Origin of the sequence: Blautia coccoides, assembly GCF_034355335.1 — a bacterium.
GTDB classification, from domain to species: domain Bacteria; phylum Bacillota; class Clostridia; order Lachnospirales; family Lachnospiraceae; genus Blautia; species Blautia producta.
Window position 1 is genome coordinate 4,315,057 of the sequence record NZ_CP136422.1, and the last position, 26,092, is coordinate 4,341,148.

The window sequence follows — 26,092 nt, forward strand, 5'->3', positions numbered from 1 at the left end:
TGGTAAAAATCATGAAAATTGGGGGTTTCCCATGATTTTATAGAAAAAGCAGTCCGAAATTCGTCATTTCGGACTGCCTGTGCTTACGGAAGCTGTTTTCCTGCTGCCATGTATAAAGCATACCACTCTTCTCTGGTGAGTTTTACATCAGATGCCTGACAGATCCCGCGTATTCTTTCCTGACTGGTACTGCCCACGATGGTCTGTATCCTGGCAGGATGGCGGAGGATCCAGGCGACTGCAACTGCGTTGTTTGTGACCTGATATTTTTCCGCAAGTTCATCTATCAGGCGGTTCAGCTCCGGAAATTTATCGCAGTTGAGGAATACTCCCTCAAACATCCCGTACTGGAACGGTGACCAGGCCTGAATAGTGATGCCTTTCAGCCGGCAGTATTCCAGAACGCTTCCGTCCCTGTTGGCACCTGCGTCATTGTGTACATTCACATTGATCCCGGAATCGATGATATCGCAGTGGGCAATGCTGAACTGAAGCTGGTCTATCAGTATCTTTCCGCCGCAGTATTGGTTCAGAAGTTCCATCTGCATGGCATTCTGGTTGCTGACGCCAAAACAGCGCACCTTCCCTGATCTTTCCAATTCTTCAAAAGCCTCTGCCACTTCTTCCGGTTCCATCAGAGTATCCGGCCGGTGCAGCAGCAAGATATCAATATAATCTGTCTGAAGGCGTGCCAGACTTTTGTCCACAGACTCCAGAATATGCTTTTTAGAAAAATCATAACAGATGCCCGGGCGAATGGCACATTTAGTCTGAATGATCATCTTTTCTCTGATGCCTGGGTCTATGGCCTGTCCGAAAACCTGCTCTGCCTCGCCTCCTGCATAGATATCCGCATGGTCAAAAAAATCAATCCCGCAATCCATAGCTGTATCCACCAGGTTTCTGACTTCCTTTACAGATGGAAGGCCTGTGATTCTCATACACCCCAGTCCTATCTCTGACCCACTGATCTTCCCTTTTCCAATTTCAATTTTTTTCATTTTGCTGTTCCCCTTTCTCTGTCTCAATCTATGCCGGGAAAACTGTGCCGGCATCTCGTTTTTTTACAGCTTATCAAGTTTTTGCAAGGCTTTCACATAAATGCGCACTGCCATTTTCAGACTGCTCACCGACTGTACCTCATCCGCGCTGTGGCAGTCCCCGTGTCCTTTCGGCAGTTCGGCCTCCTTCCTATTAAAATCCAGTCCGGGGCCGAAACCCACCGCATTTGGAATCTTTCTGGCATATGTCCCTCCGCCCATCACATACGGTTTTTTCCCGTCTTTCATCACTTCCTCATAGGCCTCTGTAAGACAGGTGACAAGCGGTGTATCCTTATCCACGTAAGAAGGTGGATCATCCTCATATCTGCGGATGGAAAACCCGTATTTTCCGGCTTCATTTCCCAGCTTCTCCAGGATCTCTCCTACTTTTGCTGTAACCGGATATCGGATATCCATCCCAAGAACAATCCTTTCCCCCTCCGCCTTCACAACCGTGCCCGATGCGGTGAGCACACCGGAAATATGATCCTCACAGTCTATGTTAAGTTCCCTGCCAAATCCTTCTCCACAGGCCTTTTTCAAAAACTCCAGCACTGCCTTTTCTCTTTCGGAGAGAATGCAGGCCTCTGTGCATTCATCCGCTATTTTCTCTGCCAGTATTCCCAGAGCATTTTTCGCTCCCAGGGGAAATGCCGCATGTCCGGAAATCCCCTTCGTCTGTATGGTTTTTTGCCCCCCGTCTGCAAGCCGGATCTCGGCAGACGCATATGCCGGGATGCTGTTTGAAGCGCTTCCTCCCGCAAGGATCATGTTTCCGTCAAGTCTTTCAGATATTAATTCCACCCTGCAGATGCCTTTTTCCCCATAACATACAGGAAAAGCGCAGTCTGTCACAAAAGAGAGATCCGGGGCCGGGTTTTCTTTTAAATATGAAGTCACATCTTCCATATCCAGTTCTTCCCTGCATCCCAATATCTGCTGAAATGTCACAACCGGGACAAAACCTTTTTCTTTCAAATACCGCATGGCGTACAGGAAGGCTATCACCGGCCCTTTGTTATCCTGTACACCTCTGCCTATCAGTATATCACCTTTTCTGGTACAGGCAAAGGGGGGATACAGCCAGCCGTTTCCCTCAGGCACCACATCCAGATGTCCCCAGATCCCTACGGTTTTTCTGCCAGTCCCATACTGGATGACCGCACATTTATCCTGAAAAGAACGACAGGGAAAGCCATATCTTTGGCCTATTTCCAGTATCTTTAAAAGGACCTCCCGGCACGCTTTCCCATAGGGCGCACTGCCCTTTCGTCCCCCGGAAATACTGGGTATCTCCACCAGGGAGGCTATATCCTCCACCATGTCATTTTCTTTTTCTGAAAGCCACACATCCAGTTCGCGGTCCACTGCCGAAGTCTCCATAATATTCCCCCTTTATATCTTCTGTTTCTCCAGCATCAGTTCTAGAATGATCCTGTTCGTATCCATCATACCCCAGTTTCCCAGGATTCCCAGATTCTCCAGTGTCTTCTCCGCATTGACATGCACAATTCCGTCATGGCTGTCTGCTCCGCTTCCGTTCAGCGCCATATTGGCTGCCCGGACAGCAGACTGGACCGCAGTGGCTATTTTCAGGGCACATCCGGGCTTTGCCCCGTCACAGACAACCCCTGAAATATCCGCCACCATACTGTTGATCGCCCAGGTCATCTGTGCGTATGTCCCGCCCAGCATAAAAACGATCCCGCAGGCCACACCCATGGCAGAGGAAATGGAGCAGCCGCAGAGAACGGAAAGTCTGCCCAGATAGTGTTTAGTATGTACCGTGAGCAAAATGCTGAGAGCCAGAGCACGCAGGATCTTCTCCTCCCCCAGTTCCAGCTTCTCACCAACAGCCGCGATGGGAATTGTGGCTGTCAGGCCCTGATTCCCGCTTCCGGCTGCACTCATCACAGGTTTTTCACATCCCGCCATCCGTGCATCTGCGGCAGCCGCTGTCATGGCCGCCGCATAGTTGGCGGCATCCTGTCCCACAAGCCCGTTTTCTGTACCGTCCATGAGATTCTTTCCCACCTGCAGACCATATTTGTGGCTGATCCCTTCCAGAGCGATCTCTCTGTTGATCTGTATGACCTCTCTTAAAAATCCCAGATTCTCTAGAGCCGTGTGTTCTGAAAAATCCAGGATTTCTTCAAGAGTAACCGTATATGGTTCCTCTGCAGTCTCTTCCGCTTTTCTTATTTTCCGCTCCTTCCGGTAACAGACCCTGCCGTTTTTTTCTACATATGTAATATTTTTATGTGCCTCTGCCGTGATTGCCTTTGCCGTCTCAGCGCCTGCCCGCACCTGTACCTCAATATAGATTTTTTCCTCTGTGGAAGCCAGCTCTATCCTGACTTTCCCCTCCTCTGTCATTGTCTTTGCCTGTCTCTTTTTTTCAGGACTGATACCGCTTAGTATCATCAATTCCTTCTCGGGGCTGGCAGACAATGCGCCCAGTGCCACCGCAATATCAAGACCCGTCATACCGATGCCCGGAATTCCCACATTCATGGCATTTTTCAGAATATACTGGCTTGTCCTGACAAGGATCTCCTCCGGTATACATCCCAGGCATTTTGCAGCACAGGCTGCTGTCAGCGCTGCCGCCGCAGGCTCTGTACATCCCAGCGCCGGAGCGATCTCCCTGTGCAGCAGGCTCTGATAAAATCTCCTTCTGCTCTCCTCCATGTTCTGTCCTCTCTCAATTTTCCTTTAGGCTCTGACACCTGAATTTTCTGGGTGTCATCCCTGTCTCCTGTTTAAATATCCGTATAAACTGGGAGGTATCGTTATACCCCACCATAGACGCAATATCCGTGATGGAGTAAGCGTCCCTCTCCAGTAGTTCTCTCGCTTTTTCCACCCTTAAACGGCGGATATATGCGGAATAGCTGATACCTGTTTTCTCTGTAAAGAGATGGCTCAGATAGGCCGCATTCATAAAAAAAACTTTTTCCGCCAGCATTCTGACCGAGATATCCATGTGATAATTTTTCTGTGCATACTCCTTCATGCCCCGGATAATATCTTCCCCTTTAGAAGACCGGACTTCCGGACCGCAGGCACAGTATTCCAAAGCAGTCTCCAGAAGCCTTGATTTCATCTCCTCCATGTTGGCAAAATCTATCAGACGAAGTCTGGGTATGGGCCTGCCAGCTGCCTGATGGATCATCAGAGCGGCCTGTGCCAGAAATATCTCCAAACTGTCCACATGGATCCTTCCTTTTTCCCCCATATCACGAAAAATCTCGCTAAATGCAGACTGTATCCTGTCCCTGCTCTTTCTCTCCAGAGCTATCTGCAGGAAATTTTTCTGTTCTTCTGTCATTTCATATTTCACTGCTTTTATTTTGGCAAGCTCACGGTATTCCAGCAGATGCTCATCACTGTAAATCCTGTTCTCCGCCGCCGCAGTTGCCTGGGCAAGAGCGGACTTCAGTTCTCCCGGCTCCTGACATTCTGCGCTTATGCCCAGATAGCATTCATATCCCTCTTTGGGAAGCTTCTGGACAATGCGCTTCTGCCGAAAACGGCTCTGTCCGTCTGCCCCCATAACCATCATCCAGATGTCTTTCTCAAGCTCTATCAGTCGAAAAGCAGTCCAGACCTCCTGCCCGTATATATTGTGCAGCCACAGCATGAATTCCTCCCGGTCCGGATACTTTCTCCCCGCAAACCAAAGCACCAGCACCTGGTATTTCCAGAAAACTTTGCCAAACATGCGCTCTGCCAGCAAGTCCTTTCCTGCATCCTCCTCCTGTACACTCTGGGCGATAAATCTGGTCACAATATCCTTTCCCGAGAACATGGCATGTTCCTTTTTTCTGGTGCTCTGCTGCCTGAATTTCATCAGAAATTCTTCCAGTTCCGCATCCTCTATGGGCTTCAGGAGATATCCCTCTGCCCCGAATTTTATAGCTGATTTTGCGTACTCAAAATCAGCATACGCGCTAACCATGATAACTTTTGCTTCCGGGTCTTCCCTTTTGATCTCCCGGAGCAGTTCCAGACCGTCCATTTTAGGCATACGGATATCTGTAAATACCAGGTCAGGCTCCTCCTGTCTGAAAAGAGCAAGTCCCTGCTCCCCGTTCTGGGCCTCCAGGATATGGAATTCCCGTCCGAAATCCAGTTCCATAATCTGCTTTTTCATGGATTTCCTGGCATAAATTTCATCCTCTGCAATCAGTATTTTCATCATCTGCGTATACCCTCTCTCCAGCGGCAGGAGGCGCGCAAGGCGAACTTCCCGCTGTCATAAACTCAGAGTCCGGTCTGCCGGATCTGTACGCCTAAATGCGGCTGTTTAAAAGAAGTTTACCCTTTGACAGAGCCGGCTGTCAAACCTTTTATTATATGTTTTTGTCCCATACAATAGACAATGAGCATGGGCAGCATAGACATAAGGTAGGCCGTAAATGCCATGGTGTAATTAAAGGAATATTCCGTCTTAAAATTGTACTGGAACAGGGGAAGTGTCCAGATATCTTTGGAACGGTTCAGAATAAGCAGCGGCAGCATAAAGTCATTCCAGATCCAAAGAAGATCCATAATAAGCAGCGTAGCCAGCATAGGCTTAACAAGCGGAAGTACGATCTTAAGATAGGTCTGGAACACATTACAGCCATCCATATAAGCCGACTCTTCAATCTCAAACGGCAGCCCTCTGATATAATTTACAAAAAGGAATACTCCCTGAGTCAGGCTGTATGCCGCATAGAGCAAGATCAGTCCCTGACGGTTCAGCATATTGAGATTTGTCATTAGTTTTGTCACCGGGAGCATGATCACCTGGGATGGGATAAAAAGCCCCATAAGCAGATAATAATACACGCCTTTATAATACTTTTTATTAAAATTTCTGGCTATGGCATAGGATACCGAGGGAACCAGCATCAGGATAAGCCCCACGGATACGGCTGAAATAATCAGGGAATTTTTAGCAAATATCCAGTAATTATTATTCTGGAACAGCTCCTTAAAATTGTGCAGATTCAGCCCTGAGGGAAGGGCAAAAAAATCTTTTCCCGCTTCCTCCAATGTTTTAAAAGAGTTGATGACAACCAAATACAGCGGAAACAGAATCAGGAAAAGTCCCATAAGGATCAAAAGATTTCTCAGAATGATCCATCCCATGCCTTCCTTTTTTGCTTTCATTCGTGGACCCCTCCTTTACTGGTAAGCTTTAACTGGGTCAGAGAAAAGACCGCTACAACCAAAAAGAGTACACACGCCTCTGCATTGGCCATGGAAAACCTCATGTTCTTAAACGCGTCATTGTAGATCAAGATTCCGATCACTTCCGTAGACCGCACAGGACCTCCGCCTGTCAGCGCAAATGGGAAATCAAAGGACGTAAATCCCTGTTTGATCATAAGCACCAGATTCACAGTCAGTGTCGGCACCAGATACGGGAAGGTCACGAACCGGAATCGCTGAAAAGGTGTAGCGCCGTCCATCTTAGCCGACTCATACTGCTCATCAGGGATCTGCTGCAGACCAGCCACAAAGATTACCGTTGGAAGTGCCACAGCCTGCCAGATATGTACAAACACCACTGCGGGAAGAGCTGTTTTTCCTGTCATGAGAAGGCTCTGTGACAGCCACCCAATGCCAAGAGCCTGTCCCACCAGAGGAACCACTCTGTAAAAAAGCTGGTCCCAGATAAGGGCAATGGTGATTCCTCCGATCATTGCCGGAACAAAAAACACAGATTTCGTAAATGTCTTAAACCTTTTCAGTGAATTCAGCGACAGGGATAGTGCCAGGGACAGTGTCACAACCCCCGCCACTAAAAGGATGCTGTAGCACACGGTAGTTTTCAGAGAACCCCAAAAGTTCGGATTTTTAAACAGGGATATATAGTTTTTAAAACCTACAAGATTAAATGTTGTGGACATGCCGTCCCAGTCTGTGAAGCTGTAGCGGATACCATTTACCACAGAATACACATAAAAGAAGCTGTAAAGTACCACCGGTATCAATGTGAAGCTGAAATATATCCATTTTCCGGAGCCTTTTTTCTTCCATTCTGTATTCATTTTGACCAACCCCTTTCTATTATGTAACAAACGGCAGGCCGATGCCGGCACTGCCGTTTCTCTGTACGTTCTTTCTTATTCCGCTGATGTGATGGCGATGGATTCATCCATCTGTTTCAGATAATTATCCACATTTTTCTCACTCCAGAAACCCTGGGTCACATTATAGAGGTCAGTCACCACATTGTTGTCAATGGTGGAAGCCATCCAGTCATGTACCTGCCCGTCGGAAATAAGCTCCAGCATTGGCTGTACCCCTTCATCTTTGTGGACCACGCCTGTGATACAGGAGGGCGCGCCCTCTGCGTCACAGAAAAGCTGTGCGTTTTCCGGCTGTGCCAAAAATTCCAGGAACCTGTAAGCGCCTGCTTTTTCCTCCTCAGATGCCTTAGCTGAAATGCAGACAGCCGCATCAATACCGGATAAGGTGTTGGTTGTCTCTCTTGTGTCATTGGGTAGAGGGAAAACTCCCAGTTTCAAATCAGGATTTGCGATCATGATCGTACCGCGGGCATAGGAGCCTGTTATGCACATTGCGTACTGCCCATTGGCAAAATTTTCATAACACTGCATGTCGGAAAGGGCAAGAGCATCCTCATTGCTGTAGTCCAGCAGGGTAAGCATTTTCTCTGCAACCAGCTTAAAGCCTTCGTCTCCTTCAATGCTGCTTTCTCCTGCAACGGTCTTCTCAATAGTCTCCACACCCTTTGGATCAAAGGCAACCGTACAGCACTGGAAGGTATGTCCTACACGGCCCGGATCCTTTCCGTGAAGACCAAGAGGAGTGACTCCTTTTTCCTTCAGGGCATCACATACACCGGTAAATTCTTCCCAGGTCTTGGGCACCTCCAGATTGTTCTCCTCAAAAATTTTCATGTTATACCATACACCCATATAATTGCGGCTGAAAGGAAGCGCATAGTATTTTCCGTCTTCCTGTTTTGTCATATCAAGAGCTGACTGCTCCACATTTCCCAAAAATTCCTGCTCAGACAGATCCTGCACATAGCCGTTTGCCACCTTCTGATGGAACTGGAGCTGTGTGGGAAAATCTGTAAAGACCACCGGTATATCACCGGATGCCACACGTGATGTAAGGACAGTGGGGGCGTCAGGCACCGTATTCATCTCGATCTTGATATCCGGATTCTGCTCATTGAATTTGTCAATAATATTCTGGTAGCCTACCTGGGCAGCTTCCTCTGATTTCTGCTGGAAAAACTCCAGTGTCAAAACATCTTTTCCGCTGTCCTCTTTCCCTTCTGTCTTATCCTGTGAATCTTCTTTTTTATTTTCTTCCTGAGTATCCTTTGGCTCTTTCACACCGCTGCTGCAGCCTGCCAGACTGGAAACTGCCATGGCTGCGCACAATAAAACCGCTAATTTCTTCTTCATGATCATTCTTCTCCTTTTTTGTATGTATGTGCTGCTTCAACTGCCTCCCGGATGTGATCAAGGCGGATTCCCTCACCCTGTATGGTGCAGTCTGCTCCGATCATGATCCCTCTGGTACCAAAACATTCCAGCACTTCGTGTACCTCTTTTCGTATCTCTTCTTTTGGTCCATGCAGAATATTTCCCTTGTTGTTCAGACCGCCGAGAATGGCGCAGGAAAAATGCTCTCTTCCCTTTTCCAGGCTATAGCCATTGTCCTTGACCGACCAGTTTGCCAGGTCTGCGGGATAGTCATAAAACCAATCTACATGTGTACGGAACGCATATTCAGGTTCCCCGCAGATGTGAAGGATATTATATTTTTCCTCTATGTTCTCAGCTACCTGTAAAATCTGAAGATCAAAGGGGCGCACCAGATATTCCCACTCTTCTTTAGAAAATCTCCCTTCTTCTCCGAACTGCGCAGAGTAATAGATACCGTCCGCACCGGCTTCCAGATAAGCTGCCGCCCAAGCCTCAAGAGAGTCTGCCAGATTCTGAATACCTGCCCTGACTGCCTCCGGTGCCTCCTTGCTGTACTTCATGAGAACCTCATCTCCAAATGCGATGGAAGCCGCTTTGAAAGGCCCGAACATTGTCTGGAAGATCAGTACATCATCACCTGCCCTCTGTCTTATGCCCCGGATAACATCTGTCATCTTTTTCAGTTCATCACTGTCTGTTCCCCTGATGCCAATGTGATACCAGTCCTCAGCGCAGTGTATTTCACCTGTAACCGGATATGGATAGTCCTGCATGATTTTTATGATATCCATATCGGTTTCCTCATAGAGCTTTAAATGCTCCTGGATCATCTCCTCCACTGAAAAGTCAGGTTTATAGTGGAACCAGAAACCTGCTGGTACGAAGTCTGTTTCCTCCTGTTTCATAACTGCTTTTACACGCTGTGCCTTGTTCATTTTCATTTCCCCCTGTTGTATTTTATGCCCTCATTATACCTAAGTAAAAGTCTGTAAAATAGAAATTTTCTTAGATAAAATATATAATCATTTTTAGTTTTTGGCAGGTTTTTTATCTATTTCTTCCTCTCTTCTTGAATTTATGAGGTTTTCATTCTATAATTTCAACAGATTGAATCACAGGAGATGCAGAATGAAACTACAAAATTTTTCTTACAGAACCCAGATATTCTTTTCCTCGCTGCTGCTGGTCATCCTGCCGACTATTATTCTGGGCATTGCCACAGCTAACAGGACTTCCAATGAGGTGCAGGAAGATTTCAGCCGCTCCATGGACACCATCACCACACAGGCAAACCTGACACTGGACACCCTCCTTCAGGACGCCACCAAGGTTGCGGATCTGCACATCTTGAATAAGGATATCCGAAAGGCAATGATCACCAATTATAAGGATGATCTGCTCAGCTATTCCCAGAACAGTTATCTCTTTTCCTCTCAGCTAATACAGGCCAACCGGCTGAATTCCAATGTGACTACCTGTATGTTCAAAAACCGGTACGGCTACACCTTTGAATACAACATTCCCAATGTGAAGGACCAGTATGCCATTCTGGATCACATGGATGAGTGGGCAGAGATTGCCAGGGATTCTGATTATTACACGTATTTTGCTCCGGTACAGCAGTCCTCCACTGTCAAAAAAAGTATTCTCCCTATGGTGAAGGTCCTGTATGACAGCTTTACCTTTAAAGAGATTGGTTCCTGTTATGTGGGCATCAATTTTTCCGCAGTGGAAAATATCGCCAATTCCGCACAGACACAGAGCAATGTTATGCTCATATACAACGCCGACGGCGGACTTGCCTACTCTTCTGATGAGGACTTTATAACAAAGGATGCCTCTGGCGATCTGAAAAAAGCTATACGAAATTTCAATCAAAGGATCACTAAGGAAAGCTCTGTGCGGACAGAAAAATTAACCGTAGGCTCTGATTCCTATCTGATCAACGGCTGCTATAACAAGACCACCGGCTGGCATATCGTACATTTTATGAATAATTCCCTGATCACTCAGGCTTACCGGAATAACTTATATCACTATGCAGGTATCTTTCTCCTGGCGATCTTCCTGGGTCTGATACTGGCTGTACTTCTCTCCAGGGGGCTGACCCGCTCCATTCGGCAGCTCTGTGAAAAGATTGATTCCAGGGATACCACCAACTATAGTGATATTACTGTGGAGGGGAGGATTTCCAATCAGGAACTGCAGAAGGTGGTACACAGCTTTAACCGTTTGAACAGCCGTCTGACCCAGAGCATACAGCAGAATTATCAAAGCTGTCTGAATGAACAGCAGATGCACATTCAGGTTCTTCAGGCACAGATCAACCATCACTTTCTCTATAATACCCTGAATGTTATAAAATCACTGGCTGATATTCATAACGTGCCTGAGATCAAGACCATTGCCATGTGTATGTCTGAGCTGCTGCGCTACAATCTGAAGAAGGTCCCTATTGTGCTGTTAAAAGAGGAATTATTACAGATCCAGCGCTATATGACCATTTAAAACATACGGTTTCCGGGGAAATTTTCTTTTGATTATGACGTTCCCGATGAATTTCTGGGGCTTGAGATCCCTGCATTTATTCTTCAGCCTTTCGTGGAAAATGCTGTCAGCCATGGTTTTTCTGAAAAGGAAGAAAACTGTTATATCAGCATAAGCGCCAACCTGGAAGGAAACACCCTGCATTTCCTCATTGCAGACAATGGGCAGGGAATGGAAGAAAAGGAACTGACAGAACTGGTGGATTCTCTGAATAAAGAGATTGATTTTCCTGCTGACACTGCCTCACATCATTCAATAGGCATACGGAACGTACAGCAGCGGATCCAAAGCTATTACGGAAGGGAATACGGACTCACCATTGAAAGCTTTCCCGGACAGGGTACATTGATCGACATTGCCCTTCCCTATGGGAAGAAACCTGTGATACCCTGTGTAAATCAAAAAAATACAGAATAAAACACCGGATGCATCAACGCTTCCCCAAGCATTGATGCATCCGGTTTCTATATTGATATACCTTCTCTTTTCCCCAAAATCAATTGCCAGCCAGTTTATTTCCGTTTTACTTTTAATACCAGGTGTCTTGGCAGGCCGTTTACCATGATAGGCTGATAATCTCCCTGGATCAACGGTTTTACATAGTCCACGAAATCTTTTGTCACATATGTGGCGTCTTTGTTCATCCAGGTTCTCGGAACCAGCTTCTCCTCGTTGGCGATCCTGTGCACGTCATAGATTCCTGTGGCACTCATGTACGGGTCATCAGACACACGGTCGATCACAACCATCTTGCCTGTATCTCCTTCGTCTGCCGCTTTGACAGCAGCACCGCCTACCATAAACGCCTCGTCAATATCCACACGGGATGCCATATGGGAAGCACTTCTCTGAAGTGTGGAGAGTTCCACGGCCCTTGTCTTGCATCCACACTCTGCTGCCAGGAAATTGGCCAGATAGGTGGCTGTTCCCTGAAGCTGTTTGTGGCCAAAGGCATCCACATAATCTCCCACGCTGCCAAGCTCACATACATAGCGGCCGTCAGCCAGCTTAATGCCCTCTGAGACAGCGATGACAATAGAAGATTTCTTCTTCAGCAGTTCCTTTACTTTATGTAAAAATCTCTCAATATCAAAGGAAACCTCCGGCAGATAGATCAAATCCGGACCGTCACAGTCTTCTGTCTTGGCAAGAGCTGTGGCACCGGTCAGCCATCCGGCATTACGTCCCATGATCTCCATAATGGTGATCATATTTTTCTTATAGGTCAGACCCTGTGCATCACGGATCACCTCTTTTGTGGAGGCCCCGATATATTTGGCAGCACTTCCGAAGCCAGGTGTATGGTCTGTCAGTGCCAGATCATTATCAATGGTCTTCGGCACACCTAAAAACTTCTGGGACTGTCCCGTTAAAATCGCGTAATCAGATAATTTTTTGATCGTATCCATGGAATCATTGCCGCCGATATAAATAAATGCATCAATATCCAGCTTGTTGAGGATTCCGAATATTTTTTCATAAATTGCCTTATCTTCATGTATCTCCGGCATTTTAAAACGGCAGGAGCCTAAAAATGCGGACGGCGTTCTTTTCAACAGCTCAATATCCAACTCGGAATGGATCTGTGTGGAAAGGTCTACGTACTGCTCGTCTAAAAGTCCCTGAATTCCGTGAAGCATACCGTATACCTTGTCGAAGCCTCTTTCAATTGCGTTTTTATATACGCCTGCAAGACTGGAGTTGATAACGGATGTGGGTCCACCTGATTGTCCTACAATGATATTTCTTTTTTTTGCCATTTTGCCTCGTCCTCCTTGTATTTCATTACCACTGACGACTATTATAGCAAAAAAATCCAGAAGTGGCAAGGCCATTCTGGATTTTTTGCATATTAATTTACATTATGTTCTTGTTTTTTTGTACTTTTTGCACAACTCCTTAAATTTCGTCATCATTCCCTTTTACTTTGATCTGTTCAAAAAGCTCCTTATAGTACGAAATGGAAAACTCACCGGGGTTACGCTCATTGGCAGTATGCTGATCCGCCAATTCCTGAGTATAGTCATTCAGTTTATAAATGCCATAGGTACGGCTGTCATGATTGTAGTGCATGAGCAGAGGAATAAATTCATGTTCCGGAATCTGTATGGCCCCGGTTTTTACATCTTTTTTGATGGTGATCTTTGCCATGGCTCCCAAAAGGCTTGGCAGATCATTCTGGGTGGAGGTGAAATTCCCCAGGGAATAGTAGACAAGCATTTTGTGCCCATCCTCCCCGGTCAGGGTTTCCATGGTCCTGATCACGTGGGGATGGGAACCGATGACAATATCCACATCCTCCTCCAAAAACAGATCCACCCACTGCCTTGTCTGCTCATCCACATCCTGCACATATTCCTCTCCCACATGCATGACCACAATGACCACATCTGCCTCTTCTCTTGCTTTTCTTATATCCGCCCTGGCTTTTTCCTGATCAAAGACATCCACCATGTAGGACTTATCCTCGGCAAGAGGAATATCATTCAGCCCGTAAGTATAGTCAAGCATGGCAAGCTTCAGGGCTTTGCACTGCACAACCGTAGTATGCTCCGCGTCCTCCTGATCCTGGTGGATGCCCAGTATAGGAATCTCCGGATGCTTCTCCTTCCACCATTTCATGGTATATTCGATGGAATCTGTCCCCTTATCCAAAATATGATTGGTAGCATGGGCCACCACATCAAATCCTGTGTCCACCAGCGCGTCACCGAATTCCGGGGGCGTTCCAAAGGAGGGGTAGCCGGATATATCATCACGGTTCTCCACAAATACTGTCTCCTGTGTCACCAGCGCTAAGTCTGCCGCCTCCACATCTGCTTTCACTGGCTGGTAAATGGCATCATAGTTCCAGTCTCCCGACTCCTTCATGCCGGATTCCCTCATGCCCAGATGGGCGATATTGTCACCAACTGCCAGAAAATCAATGATATTTTCTTCCTGCTCTTTCGCCAGGGCTGCTTCCTGCTGCTTCTTTTTCTCCGCAGCGGCGGCGGCTTCTTTTGCCTTTGAATATCTGACTGCAGATACCACTCCCAGGACCACACACACGAGCACAGCCGCAGCTATGATCCCTGTGCGTATAAACTTTTTCTTCAGTTCCTCCTCTCGTTTCAGTCTGAGCGCTTCCCGCTTCCTGTCCTTTTCCCTCTCTTTTTTGCGTGCTTCTTCCAATTCATCCATGTGTATCTCCCCTCGATTCCCCTTATTCTCTGCCGGAACCGGTACCGTGCTTTTCTGCAAATACCATACCGTATTCGGCAGGCTATTTCACTCCATGGAATAAAATATATCTTTATTATACTGTGTTCGACAGAAATTGTCTATATTTTACAGCATATAGCACCAAATTATCATTACTATTCAGTCTCTCGGCTTCATAGCAGCAAAAGCATGTACACAGACTGCAAAAACCGCAGTCTGGCGCACGGCTGCCTCGGGATTGTCTTGCATTTGCAAGGCGCCGCCTCACGGGACAGTAAAAGGCTGAATTGTGTCTCCCGCATAGGAGACCAGTGAACAGTACAGCATGATCAACGCGCCGGAAAGTATGGCACCTCCTATAATATCTGTAAACCAGTGGACCCCTGATACCATTCTTCCAGCCACAGTCACTCCTATCAGTAATACGGAAATACTGTCCGTGAACAGAATCCACCTTTTCTTTCCGGCAAGCAGATGATGAAATACCAGAATAGCTGTTCCCATAATACAGATCACTATCATTGTGTGTGAAGAGGGATAAGATGCCTCCAAGCTTTCATGGAGAATAACCGGTCTGTAATTGATAATGAAACATTCAAACAAAAAATAAACCGCCATCACAAGAATATAATAAACGCCCAACAACAAAATGTAATAGTCAACCTTCAACAGGCTCTTTCTTCTAACAAATTGATACCCCCCTAAAAGGGCAAACCCAACCGCAAATAATATGGCAATGACACCTAACCAATCCGTAATATGGTACCAAAAAAGGTTTACTCCAAACAATCGGAACATGAACAGGTTCAGTGATGCCATACCGACTTCTGATCCCTTTGGCCCAATAGGTTTTACATCTACTTTTGCAGCAACAACAGTAAAAGCCGCAAACAGTAAGAATAAGGCTCCTGTTAAAATAAATTTTTTTCTGCTTTTTGTACTCATGGTTTATCCTCTTTTCTCTGTGTATTGTTTTTGCAGACTGCAGTTGTATTATTGTCAGCTTTCATCGAAAAGGGCAAGAAACCAGTCGTCACAATGGGAAAAAGCCCTTGATACTTTTCGTATCACGGGCTTTTTCTCTGTATTACAGTCTATTTCATACTACTTTTTTTGATCAGCAAAACAACCTTTACCATAAACAGCATAAATAAGAGTACCGTTACATACGGCTCCTGTGAGGCAGCAAACACCGGTATGGTCAGTGCGTGAAGACCAATGGAACAGATACTGCAGATATGCATTTTCCTCTCATCTTTAAAATGCTGTATCCATATCTCGAAAACACCAAACACTGCCATAGATATGAGCACAATATAATAAACGGTTCTGATGGCTGTGGGAATCGTGGTATTGGAAAGCAGTGTCACCAGACGGATATATTCCTCTTCACGCTCACCGAAAAGGGGAAGGATGAAAAAAATCACCGCGCTCAGATCTAATATACCAAATATTAACCCATAAATAGTGTTGATATTTGTCCTGTTTTCCGTTTCCGCCAAGGTTAATAATTCATCGCCGGACAGCAGATCATCAATAGAAACAGAAAATAATTTTGATATGGCTTTCAGGGATTCAATATTCGGATACCCTTTTCCGCTCTCCCATTTAGAAACAGCCGCCCTTGACACATATAGTCTCTCAGCCAGTTGTTCCTGCGTCATATTATTTTCTTTTCTGAGATGCTGCAGTTTCTCATTGAATTCCATTTCTGCCTCCTCTTATCCGTTCGGGGTGTAGTTATTCCCATATTATATACGGACAACAGAAAAATAGCAAATAAAACTGCCGTCTGAAAAACCTATGCGTAAGGCTTGCGTTACTCCTCACAGATCCCCTCTTTGACAAAAATTTTCCGAAGCACCATGGAATGCAAAAACGCAAGTCCTGAACCGCCCAGAAGCAGTGTCAGCAAAAGCCCGGCTGCCCATATCTTTCCCGCTATCCAGACAATGCCGATCCACAATACCATGTAAAGAGTCCGGGGAAGATACTTAAATGCCAAAAGTCCGGCATTTCTGAGTGTCACCAAAAATCCTGTATCCATCCTGTCCAGAAGTGGATAAAAATATACTGACAAGAAGAGATACACAGCCCCAACTGCTATCACAAGCCCTTTCATCACCTCAGCAAATGTACCTGTCATCTGTTTCCAGAAGAGAAAGTCCGCGCATATGGCCATCCCAGCCGCCAGCATAGGCAGTGTCTGAAGCACTGCTCTTTTCAAATTCTTACGGAAAGCCTCCCAAAAGGTACTGGTTATGTACCCCTCCACACCTGACGCTAATCTGTCTGCGGTCTCATGGAGGGCACAATTGGCAGCTCCCACGGTCACAACCGGAAGACTGAACAATATCCACAAAAAATTCAGTTTTACCAGATTCACCAGCTTTTCCACTGTTCTGTACAGCCTGCTGTCAAAGCGAAAAATACCCTCCATGTTCTGCCCCTCCTCTTATCCTTTGATACCAGTGGAAGCAATTCCCTCCACATAATATTTCTGCAGTACAATAAACATGATCAGCATAGGGATAGCTGAGATCGTCAGTGACGCCATGATAGGACCGTAATTGATGGGTTTAGAACCAAAGAATGTCTGTATGGCAAGCTGAATGGTTCTCTTTTCCTCCCCTGTCACCACCAGCAGAGGCCACATAAAGTCATTCCAGTGAGCCACAAAATCAAGGATCAGCACAGTGGCATATACCGTTCCCGAAATTGGCATGACGATCCTGAAAAATGTCTTCACCGGACCGCACCCGTCAATGGCCGCTGCCTCCAAAAGGTCATTTGGCACATCCAGGAAAAACTGACGGAACATATAGATGCTGAAGCATTTCGCCACAAAGGGCACAACAAGCGCTGCCCACTGATTGATCCACCCCAGATCAGCCATCTCCCTGTACATGGGAAGCATAATGGCTTCCGGGGGAAATACCATAAGACTGATAACCAGTGTGAGAAGAAGATTTTTGCCTTTGAATTCAAACTTTGCCAGCGCATAACCGCAGATGGAGTTGATAAACAGATCCAGCACCACGATGACAAAGACGTAAAACAAACTGTTTCCGATAAATTTCCACATGTCAATCCTCTGGAACACTTCCAGATAATTACTGAGGGACGCCCCTTTTGGAATAAATGTACCCAGGGAATTCAAACCTTTAAAAATACCGGCCTCCGGTTTCAGGGATGAGGATATCATCCAGATAAGAGGGGATACGAAAATCAGCGCAACCAGCGTATTCCCTATGTAAAATGCCGCATTTCCCAGACGGGTCCTCTGCTTCTGTGTCATAGTTCTCCTCTCCTTTCTAATCCGCTTTGATCAGTTTCTTCATCCCCAGGGACAGTATCACCACTATGACGAAGAAGACTGCAGCCACTGCACAGGCATATCCGAAATTCCGTTTTTGGAAGCCCTGTTCATACACATAGTACACCATGGTTCTGGTGGAATTCTGAGGGCCGCCTTTTGTCATGACATACGGCTGCGTAAAAAGTTTCATTGCCTGGATTACCGTGATCATGATCACATATTTTATTACATTTTTCAGTCCCGGCAAAGTGACATAGAGAAAGCTTTTTAATTTTCCGGCACCGTCTATGGACGCGGCTTCATACTGTTCCTTGGGAATCCCCTGAAGGCCTGCCAGAAAGATCATCATCTGGTAGCCCGCCCCCTGCCATGCGGACATGAAAATGATGGAGTTCATAGAAGTCTTCGGGTCATTTAAGAATCCGCAGGGTTCCATTCCCATTTTAACCAGCAGTGCATTTAAAAGCCCGCTGTCCGGATTGGAATTGTAGAGCACAGTCCAGAGGATCGCCACTACGACCATGGAGGTAACCTGAGGGCTGAAATATGCCGCTCTGAAAATAGAGACACCTTTTCTCTTGGATGATATGAGCATTGCCAGTGCCAATGCCAGAACTGTCTGAAAAGGTACCACCAGCACGGTAAAATGAAGTGTATTGGCAACTGCCTTCCAAAAATCCCCGTCCCGGAACAATTCCGCAAAATTGTTGAACCCGCAGAACTTAATGCGGTCCGGCCTCATGATATTGTAATCGGTAAATGCATATCTGACGGTCTGCAGCGCAGGATATATCAAAAATGCTGCCAGCAGGATCACTGCCGGTATGACAAACAGGTATGCCGCTTTCTTTTCACTTGGTTTGTTTATGGCTTTTTCCATCTTTCTCCTCCTCCCCGGAATCAATCTTCATCCGCGTAATACTTGTTGTAATCCTTGTCCGTGTCTTCTGCCACTTTGTCAAGTGCCTCTTTTGGATCCACACCTGTGAAGATGTTCACCATAGCCTCTGAAAAACCTGCGGAGAGCACACTGTAGGAGGGTGTCCGCGGTCTCGGATGTCCTGTCTCCATAAGCTGTTCCTTGAACAGGGAGCGTGGATACTCATTATACTCTGTGAGCACCTCATAACTGGACTGTCTTGTGGGCGGCTTTGAAATTGCCTTAGCGTAAGTGGTCACATTATCCTTTGAAAAGAGATAGTTCATCACCTCTTTCACAGCATCCTTATCCTGTGTATCCCTGGTGACGGCTGCTGCCCAGTCTCCTGTGGGGGAAGTGGGGATTTGTCCGTTGTCCGCAACAGGAAAATAGGTAACACCCCAGTTCAGATCCGGATAATCCTTTTCCAGTGTAGCCACCTCCCAGGAGCCTCCCAGCATTGTAGCTGCCCTTTCGTTATGGAATTCCTTCTGGATGGGGTCCAGATTGGCATATCCGTTTTGGATCAGTCCATTCAGGAATGTGGCTGCCTCCACCCCGGCTTCACTGTTGATATATCCGTCTGCTTTGCTGCCGTCTTCACTCACAAAATCCGTACCGTTGGAGATCCAGAACTGCTCCAGAACATAGGGAAGTCCTTCCCCTTTATCCATGATGATGTTGGTTCCCATCACGCCGTCTTTTGTCAGTTTCTCTGCCACATCTGCAAATTCAGACCAGGTCCAGGCATCCACCAGCTTATCAGGTGCTTTTATCCCTGCCGCATCCAGCATATCCCGGTTGTAATAAAGGGCAACCGAACTTTCTGTAGCGCCGATGGCATAAATTTTTCCGTCGTAAGTCCCCTGGTTCTTGGTGGAATCCAAAAAGTCCTCCCAGTCCTCCTCCGGGAACATATCATCCAGAGGCACGATAATGTCATTTGCCGCATATACGGAAACCGTAGGTCCGTCCACAAAAAGGATATCCGGCAGATCCTTGGAAGTGATGGCTGCGTTTACCTTGTCCTCGTAAGCATAAGAATCCGCACGCACGATGGCTTCTCTTTTGAGATGAATCTCTCCTCTGTGTTCCTCATTAAAAGCATCAATTTTTTCTTCCCACCACTCCTCAATGGCCGGTTCATCGCTTGGACTCCAGATTGTTATGACAGACTCTCCGTCTTTGTTCACCCGTTCTTTCTCACTTCCGCAGCCGGATGCCATGGAAGACACCACCGCTGCCGCAAGAAGTATGGCAACTGCCCGTTTTTTCATTTCCCTCTCTCCCTTCTCACTGCTGTTACTGCCAGACAGACCTCATCATGGAAACCTCTGCCCGTTCTATCTTCTCCGGCTCTTCTGCCTCCAGAATAAAGCAGCCGTCTGTGTTGGAATTATAGAACAGTTTGGTACCTGCGGCTTCTCCGCCGTTCAGATAAATTTCCACAACTCTTCTGTCCACAAATATCTCCATATTCCTGATCCCATCCACATCTGCTGGAAACTTAACTGTTTCACTTTTTACACCTGATGTGCGAATACCCGCAAAACCGTTCTCCTTTACAAAACGTATCTCCTTCTTCCCGTCTCTTCCCAGCAGAAGGTTAAAGTCTGTATCTCCGGCAAAGGATATGCCTGCATAAAAACTGTTTCCCGTTATCTGCTGCAGACAGATGTTTTCCTTTTCACCCGTGTAGAGTTTTTCACCTTTCAGCGTATAGATTTCCTCCACAGGAGTCATATAAAGCTTATGTTCCTTCACATGCAGAACTCTGGGAATGGTTGCGCTGCCGTAAGCGCTGTCCTCTGCCTTTATATGTTCGCCGTAAAAATCGGAGATCCACCCAATGGCAATCCTCCTTCCCTCATGTTCAAAGCTCTGCATAGCGTAACAGTTGCTTCCAAAATCATACCAGCCTGTGCTTTCCACGGAAAAATTTTCATCCTTGAATTCCCCTGTGTAATAGCGCGACATCTGAAATCTTCCGCCCGGGTCCTTGTGGCACATCAACGCTCCCCACGCCACATAGCAGCCGTCCAGAGAAAAAAAGTCAGGACATTCAAAGCAGCGTATCCCCTCTTCTTTTTCTGTGAGCAGAGGTTTTACATAGCTCCAATGCTCCATATCACCGGATTTATACAGCAGGATAGCTGCCTGTCCGTTCATGGCGCTTGCCAGGACCATGTACCACATATCCCCTATCTTCAAAACTTTCGGGTCCCTGAAATCAAAGGACGCTCCCTTTGGTCCTTCTCCTATCACCAGCTTCTCCGGTCCAAATTCCAGCATATCCCGGCTTCTGGTCATCCATTGCTGCTGTACGGTCTCCTCACCGTCTTCCATGGGTCCCAGATGTCTGGTCAGATAAAAGACCACCTCATCTTCCAGCACCACTGCGCTTCCGGAAAATGCGCCTCCCTTTTGTACATCAGCCTGTTCCAGTACCTCTTTCTGCGGTTCAAGGACAATGGGAAGATGGGTCCAGTGTACCAGATCCGGGCTGGCTGCATGTCCCCAGTACATATTGGACCATTCCTGGCCGTGGGGGTTATACTGATAATACATGTGGTAATATCCCTGATACCAGCATAGGCCATTGGGGTCGTTCATCCAGTTCTTCCAGGGTGCAAAATGATATTGCTCTCTGTAAGGTGTGTCATAATATGCTGCCGTTTCACTGCCGCTCAGACATTGACCGCCTTCCTCAGGGTCTATATAACAGATCCCTCTCTCCAGAATCTTTTCACAGCCGCTTAAATATGCCAGTGATATTTCCGCATTTTGGACGGCAAGCTCGTAACCGGTCTGCCTGTCCACAGGTATTTTCAGCCACTTATAATACTTCCGGCCCGCCGCATATGTGCTCTCCCTGCCTTCTGCATTTTTCAAAACCACATATCCTTCTTTTCCTTCCACTGATCTGGCCAGTATCTCCAGACATGTGTACTCACCTGTTTGTATCATATTTTCGCCTCCTGCTTCGCACGTTGTAAAACCGGTTCTATAATTATTATCCTTTAAATACATGGGTTTGTTTTCATTTTTACAAGTTATATCGGATTATTTTATGGAACCCGTTCCATGTATGTAAGTATAGGACTCTCTGACGGGTTTGTCAAGCACTTTTCCGTATGAATTCCCAAGACACAAAAGAGACCCGCGTTTTTCTTGTGCACTTTGCACAAACACAGGTCTCTTGATCTTTTTCATATAAATTTTAGCCAAAACCATTGCTTCATTTTTATAAGTTATCCGCAACACTACCCTTTTTATTTCTCACAGTGTTGTGCCGCCAAACTGCATTTCCACGTCCAAAATCTGTCTGTGGGGCACACCTTTCCTCTCCTCCACCAGATCCAGAAGGGTGTTTACACAAAGCTCTGCCAATAATTGTACATTCTGCCGAACTGCAGTCAGCCTGGGATAAACCATACGTGTCACATCCATTCCGTCAAATCCTATGATCTTCACATCCTCCGGCACGCGTATCTCTTTCTGCAGTACAGCATTCATACAGGCAATGGCAGCCATATCTCCTCCAAACACACCATCTATATCCGGATGCTGGCAGAGAAACCTTTCCATTCCCTCATAGTGGGCATTCCAGTCAAATACGTTCCAGTCCATAACCATGTCCAGTATCTCCACCCCCTGTCTCTGCATGACTTCTTTAAAGACACTGTGACGCTCCTGGGCGGCAATACCGGGGGCAACACCGGATACCTGCAGTACCTTTTTACAGCCATTCTTTAAAAGCAGCTCCGCAGCCATGCGTCCTCCCATAGCATGGTCACTTCCTATGAGGGGGATTCCGGGACCGAATTCCCTGTCTACGGAGACAATGGGCTTTTTCTGTTTCAGGTATTCCTCCTCATCCAGGGAGTGGGCCGCTGTGATAATGCCATCCACAATATTCCGATCCAGCATATCCAGATAATCCCTCTCCCTGTCACTGATCCCTATGGTATTGCAGATCATGGTTTTATATCCCTGACGGTAAAGCTCCATCTCTATATGCTTTGCCAGGCAGGAAAAAAAAGGATGATCCAGATCCGGAACCATAACTCCCACGATACCGGTCCGGTTCCTGTATAGATTCCTCGCAAGTTCGTTTGGCGTATACCCCAGCTTCTCAGCCGCTTTTTCAATCTTCTTTTTTGTATCCGGCGATACGTAACCGGTTCCATTTAAGGCCCGGGAAACCGTTCCCACTCCCACTCCGGCCTGTTTTGCCACATCTCTGATGCTGGCCATTCCACTGCACCTCTTCCATACATATAACAGAAGCTGCCGTACCCTCCGTCTCCGGCGGGATACAGCAGCATGTCTATTCTCTCAGCAATTGTCTAGAAAGCCATCTTTTCCTCAAAGTAGGCCTTCAGGTCTTCAATTTTAACTCTCTCCTGCTCCATGGTGTCACGGTCACGGACAGTAACCGCTCCGTCTGTCTCAGATTCAAAATCATATGTCACACAGAACGGAGTACCGATCTCGTCCTGACGGCGGTAACGTTTTCCGATATTTCCTCTGTCATCATATTCACAGTTATACAGCTTGGAAAGCTCCTGGTAAATCTTTTCTGCGCCCTCGTTCAGCTTTTTGGACAGAGGCAGGATACCGATCTTTACAGGTGCCAGAGCCGGATGGAAATGCAGCACGGTACGCACGTCATTTCTCTCTGCGTCCAGAACTTCCTCGTCATATGCACTGCACAAGAATGCCAGTACCATACGATCAGCTCCCAGTGACGGTTCGATGACATAAGGAATATATTTTTCATTGGTCTCATCATCAAAATATGTCATATCCTGTCCGGATACATTCTGATGCTGTGTGAGGTCATAGTCGGTTCTGTCTGCGATACCCCAAAGCTCGCCCCATCCGAACGGGAATAAAAATTCCACATCTGTGGTTGCTTTGCTGTAGAAGCTCAGCTCCTCTTTATCGTGGTCACGGTAGCGAACTTCCTCATCTTTCAGACCCAGGCTGTGCAGCCAGTCAAGGCAGAACTGTTTCCAGTAAGCAAACCACTCCAGATCTGTGTCGGGCTTGCAGAAGAATTCCAGCTCCATCTGCTCAAACTCACGGGTACGGAATGTGAAGTTACCAGGTGTGATCTCATTACGGAAGGATTTTCCCACCTGTCCGATACCGAAAGGCAGTTTCTTCCTGGATGTCCTCTGTACATTCTTAAAGTTTACGAAAATACCCTGAGCAGTCTCAGGTCTTAAATAAACGGTATTCTTTGCGTCTTCTGTAACTCCCTGGAATGTCTTGAACATCAGGTTGAACTGACGGATATCTGTAAAGTTGTGTTTGCCGCAGGTGGGACATGGGATCTGATGTTCCTCAATAAACTCCATCATCTTCTCCTGGCTCCAGGCATCCACACTGCCCTCAATGGCAATTCCTTTTTCTGCGCAGAAATCTTCAATGATCTTATCCGCGCGGAAACGCTCATGGCACTCTTTACAGTCCATCAGCGGGTCAGAAAAACCGCCCAGATGACCGGAAGCCACCCATGTCTGCGGATTCATCAATATAGCACAGTCTACCCCTACATTGTATGGGCTTTCCATGATGAATTTTTTCCACCAGGCTTTTTTCACATTGTTTTTCAGCTCCACGCCAAGGTTGCCGTAATCCCAGGTGTTGGCAAGTCCTCCGTAAATTTCTGAACCCGGATATACGAATCCTCTGGATTTGGCAAGTGCTACGATCTTTTCCATGGTCTTTTCCATCGTGTTATCTCCTCGACTTTCATCTATTTCTTTATTTTTCAAGGCAAGCTGCCTGTCACAGTCATATAAACTGTATGATGGCATTACAGTCCGCAGACTGTCTGATACAGCCTGCGAATAGTAACATTATAACCGTAATATTCCTTCTTTTCAACCACTATCTGCCTGAAAATATGCTAAAAACAGGATTTTTCTCATGTTTACTCCATCATTTCCAGCACCTGCAGACTTTTCATCTTTTTGTCTATGTATTTTCCTGTGTATTCCCGCATGACCTTCTGCATGGTCTTCAGCACCTCCGGCCTTACGGTAAAGGTGTATAGCCTGGAAATCTCAGATGCCGCAATAAACTGAAGGGCATACAGGGAGGAGGCGTCCAGACGGATGCTCTTATATCTGTCCTTTTTGTCTATACAGTCTTCACAGAAGACCCCTGATCTCTCTGCCGAAAACCAGTAAAGCTCCTCTTTCTTCCCACAGTTCATACACTCGAACAGATTGGGGTATTCCCCATTGATCACCATTGCCTTCAGCTCAAAGATACAGCGTATCAGCTTATTATCAACTTTCTCGCTGACCAGCGCTTTTAAGGTGACATAGAGCAGGTTCAGCATTTCCTTCTCATCCGTGTACTCCCTGGAGTAGTAATCCGCAAATTCCAAAAAATAGAATCCATAGTAGACGCCCGGCTGCCTGGAAGCCAGTTCCGTAAAATAATTGAGTACAGAGGCTGATTTCATCTGATAGCTGGTCCTTCCCTCATAGATGGAAAACGTGCCGAACACAAAGGGATTTGCCACGGCAAGAAGGGAGCTGTTCTGCCGTCTCGCTCCCTTTGCAAATACCGTTATTTTCCCCCGCTCTCTTGTGAGAAGCACCAGTCTCTTATCAAAATCCCCCACCGGCATGGAGGATAACACCATGCCGGTCATCTGTACTGTATCTGTCATATCTCTTTTCTGTCATATCCGAAATTTTTAATCAGATAGTCACTGTCTCTCCAGTCTTTTTTTACTTTCACCCAGAGCTTCAGATTCACTTTCTGCTCCAGCATCCGTTCGATCTCAAAGCGGGCGGCACTTCCGATCTTCTTCAGCATAACCCCCTGCTTGCCGATGATAATCCCCTTGTGGGATTCCCGCTCACAGATGATCGTGGCCTCAATATCCACAAGCTTTCCTCCCGGACGTTCCTTCATGGTATCAATGGTCACAGCTATCCCATGTGGGATCTCCTCCTCCAGAGTCCTGAGTGCCTTCTCCCGGATCATCTCCGCTACGATCTGGCGCTGCGGCTGGTCGGTTACCGTATCCTCATCATAGAACTGCGGTCCATAGGGCAGATACTTGAAAATACTGGAGATCACTGTCTCCAGATTCTGTCCTTTCAGGGCAGAGGCGGGAATGATCTCAGCAAAATCCATGATCTTCCGGTACGCATCGATAAAACTCAGCACCTCTTCCTTTTTCACTGTGTCCACCTTATTGATGACCAGGATCACCGGCAGATCACAAGATTTGAGCTGTTCGGCAATGTGGCGTTCTCCGGCACCGATAAAGGTGGTGGGCTCCACCAGCCAGAGGATCACATCCGCATCCTTGAACGTGCGCTCCGCCACATTTACCATATATTCTCCCAGCTTGTTTTTGGCTTTGTGGATACCAGGTGTATCTAAAAATACAATCTGTCCCTCCTCGCAGGAATAGACTGTCTGGATCTTATTTCTGGTTGTCTGTGGCTTCCTGGATGTGATGGCGATCTTCTGTCCGATCAAATGGTTCATCAGTGTGGATTTTCCCACGTTTGGCCGTCCGATAATTGCTGCAAATCCTGATTTGTAGTCTGTTCTCATA

At 46.7% G+C, this 26,092-nt stretch carries 23 protein-coding genes; 2 read left to right on the top strand and 21 right to left on the bottom strand.

The window, feature by feature from the left end; all coding sequences use genetic code 11:
• Positions 1 to 83 precede the first annotated feature (83 nt).
• From BLCOC_RS19485 to BLCOC_RS19520, 8 genes are all read right to left on the bottom strand, one after another.
• A complete protein-coding gene (locus BLCOC_RS19485; RefSeq protein WP_018598299.1) occupies positions 84 to 1,001 on the bottom strand; it encodes an aldo/keto reductase in 918 nt (305 codons plus the stop codon).
• 63 nt (positions 1,002 to 1,064) lie between these two features.
• A complete protein-coding gene (locus BLCOC_RS19490; RefSeq protein WP_115623118.1) occupies positions 1,065 to 2,426 on the bottom strand; it encodes a M20/M25/M40 family metallo-hydrolase in 1,362 nt (453 codons plus the stop codon).
• Positions 2,427 to 2,438: 12 nt separating this feature from the next.
• A complete protein-coding gene (locus BLCOC_RS19495) occupies positions 2,439 to 3,734 on the bottom strand; it encodes an L-cysteine desulfidase family protein (protein WP_115623119.1) in 1,296 nt (431 codons plus the stop codon).
• Positions 3,735 to 3,747: 13 nt separating this feature from the next.
• Positions 3,748 to 5,247, bottom strand: a complete 1,500-nt coding sequence (locus BLCOC_RS19500) for a response regulator transcription factor (protein ID WP_115623120.1) — start codon at positions 5,245 to 5,247, stop codon at positions 3,748 to 3,750.
• A 116-nt stretch (positions 5,248 to 5,363) separates the two neighbouring features.
• A complete protein-coding gene (locus BLCOC_RS19505; protein ID WP_115623121.1) occupies positions 5,364 to 6,203 on the bottom strand; it encodes a carbohydrate ABC transporter permease in 840 nt (279 codons plus the stop codon).
• On the bottom strand, positions 6,200 to 7,087 hold the full coding sequence (locus tag BLCOC_RS19510; RefSeq protein ID WP_018598304.1) for a carbohydrate ABC transporter permease: 888 nt from the start codon (positions 7,085 to 7,087) through the stop codon (positions 6,200 to 6,202). The genes BLCOC_RS19505 and BLCOC_RS19510 overlap by 4 nt, the downstream gene beginning before the upstream one ends.
• A gap of 75 nt (positions 7,088 to 7,162) precedes the next feature.
• On the bottom strand, positions 7,163 to 8,482 hold the full coding sequence (locus BLCOC_RS19515) for an ABC transporter substrate-binding protein (RefSeq protein ID WP_242998975.1): 1,320 nt from the start codon (positions 8,480 to 8,482) through the stop codon (positions 7,163 to 7,165).
• A 2-nt stretch (positions 8,483 to 8,484) separates the two neighbouring features.
• A complete protein-coding gene (locus BLCOC_RS19520) occupies positions 8,485 to 9,441 on the bottom strand; it encodes a uroporphyrinogen decarboxylase family protein (RefSeq protein ID WP_115623123.1) in 957 nt (318 codons plus the stop codon).
• 193 nt (positions 9,442 to 9,634) lie between these two features.
• On the opposite strand from BLCOC_RS19520, the gene BLCOC_RS19525 reads away from it, so the two are divergent.
• The gene (locus tag BLCOC_RS19525) at positions 9,635 to 11,014 is read left to right on the top strand and encodes a sensor histidine kinase (protein WP_242998976.1); all 1,380 of its coding nucleotides are present in this window, start codon (positions 9,635 to 9,637) and stop codon (positions 11,012 to 11,014) included.
• A gap of 93 nt (positions 11,015 to 11,107) precedes the next feature.
• Positions 11,108 to 11,470, top strand: coding sequence for a sensor histidine kinase (locus tag BLCOC_RS19530; protein WP_242998977.1), 363 nt, complete (start codon positions 11,108 to 11,110; stop codon positions 11,468 to 11,470).
• 95 nt (positions 11,471 to 11,565) lie between these two features.
• On the opposite strand, the gene BLCOC_RS19535 is transcribed toward BLCOC_RS19530, so the two are convergent.
• The 13 genes from BLCOC_RS19535 to era all read right to left on the bottom strand — a co-directional run bounded on the left by BLCOC_RS19535 (position 11,566) and on the right by era (position 26,091).
• Entirely contained in the window at positions 11,566 to 12,813 is a 1,248-nt protein-coding gene (locus BLCOC_RS19535; protein ID WP_018598308.1) for a 6-phosphofructokinase, read from the bottom strand.
• Positions 12,814 to 12,952: 139 nt separating this feature from the next.
• Positions 12,953 to 14,236, bottom strand: a complete 1,284-nt coding sequence (locus tag BLCOC_RS19540; protein WP_115623124.1) for a CapA family protein — start codon at positions 14,234 to 14,236, stop codon at positions 12,953 to 12,955.
• Between the two features lie 285 nt (positions 14,237 to 14,521).
• Entirely contained in the window at positions 14,522 to 15,202 is a 681-nt protein-coding gene (locus BLCOC_RS19545) for a phosphatase PAP2 family protein (RefSeq protein WP_115623125.1), read from the bottom strand.
• 149 nt (positions 15,203 to 15,351) lie between these two features.
• Entirely contained in the window at positions 15,352 to 15,966 is a 615-nt protein-coding gene (locus tag BLCOC_RS19550; protein WP_018598312.1) for a helix-turn-helix domain-containing protein, read from the bottom strand.
• 110 nt (positions 15,967 to 16,076) lie between these two features.
• Complete coding sequence (locus tag BLCOC_RS19555) at positions 16,077 to 16,697, bottom strand: YesL family protein (protein ID WP_115623126.1); 621 nt, start codon at positions 16,695 to 16,697, stop codon at positions 16,077 to 16,079.
• Between the two features lie 15 nt (positions 16,698 to 16,712).
• Positions 16,713 to 17,555, bottom strand: a complete 843-nt coding sequence (locus BLCOC_RS19560; protein ID WP_018598314.1) for a carbohydrate ABC transporter permease — start codon at positions 17,553 to 17,555, stop codon at positions 16,713 to 16,715.
• A gap of 16 nt (positions 17,556 to 17,571) precedes the next feature.
• Complete coding sequence (locus BLCOC_RS19565) at positions 17,572 to 18,456, bottom strand: carbohydrate ABC transporter permease (RefSeq protein WP_018598315.1); 885 nt, start codon at positions 18,454 to 18,456, stop codon at positions 17,572 to 17,574.
• Positions 18,457 to 18,476: 20 nt separating this feature from the next.
• The gene (locus BLCOC_RS19570; protein ID WP_115623127.1) at positions 18,477 to 19,772 is read right to left on the bottom strand and encodes an ABC transporter substrate-binding protein; all 1,296 of its coding nucleotides are present in this window, start codon (positions 19,770 to 19,772) and stop codon (positions 18,477 to 18,479) included.
• Positions 19,773 to 19,797: 25 nt separating this feature from the next.
• Complete coding sequence (locus BLCOC_RS19575) at positions 19,798 to 21,462, bottom strand: glycoside hydrolase family 32 protein (protein WP_115623128.1); 1,665 nt, start codon at positions 21,460 to 21,462, stop codon at positions 19,798 to 19,800.
• Between the two features lie 312 nt (positions 21,463 to 21,774).
• Positions 21,775 to 22,752 (bottom strand): LacI family DNA-binding transcriptional regulator, encoded by a 978-nt coding sequence (locus tag BLCOC_RS19580; RefSeq protein ID WP_115623130.1) that lies wholly within the window; start codon positions 22,750 to 22,752, stop codon positions 21,775 to 21,777.
• Between the two features lie 92 nt (positions 22,753 to 22,844).
• Positions 22,845 to 24,239 (bottom strand): glycine--tRNA ligase, encoded by a 1,395-nt coding sequence (locus BLCOC_RS19585; protein WP_018598319.1) that lies wholly within the window; start codon positions 24,237 to 24,239, stop codon positions 22,845 to 22,847.
• Positions 24,240 to 24,439: 200 nt separating this feature from the next.
• On the bottom strand, positions 24,440 to 25,189 hold the full coding sequence (gene recO, locus BLCOC_RS19590; protein WP_029468372.1) for a DNA repair protein RecO: 750 nt from the start codon (positions 25,187 to 25,189) through the stop codon (positions 24,440 to 24,442).
• The gene (gene era, locus BLCOC_RS19595) at positions 25,186 to 26,091 is read right to left on the bottom strand and encodes a GTPase Era (RefSeq protein ID WP_029468371.1); all 906 of its coding nucleotides are present in this window, start codon (positions 26,089 to 26,091) and stop codon (positions 25,186 to 25,188) included. Before era ends, recO begins: the two co-directional genes overlap by 4 nt.
• Position 26,092: the final 1 nt, after the last annotated feature.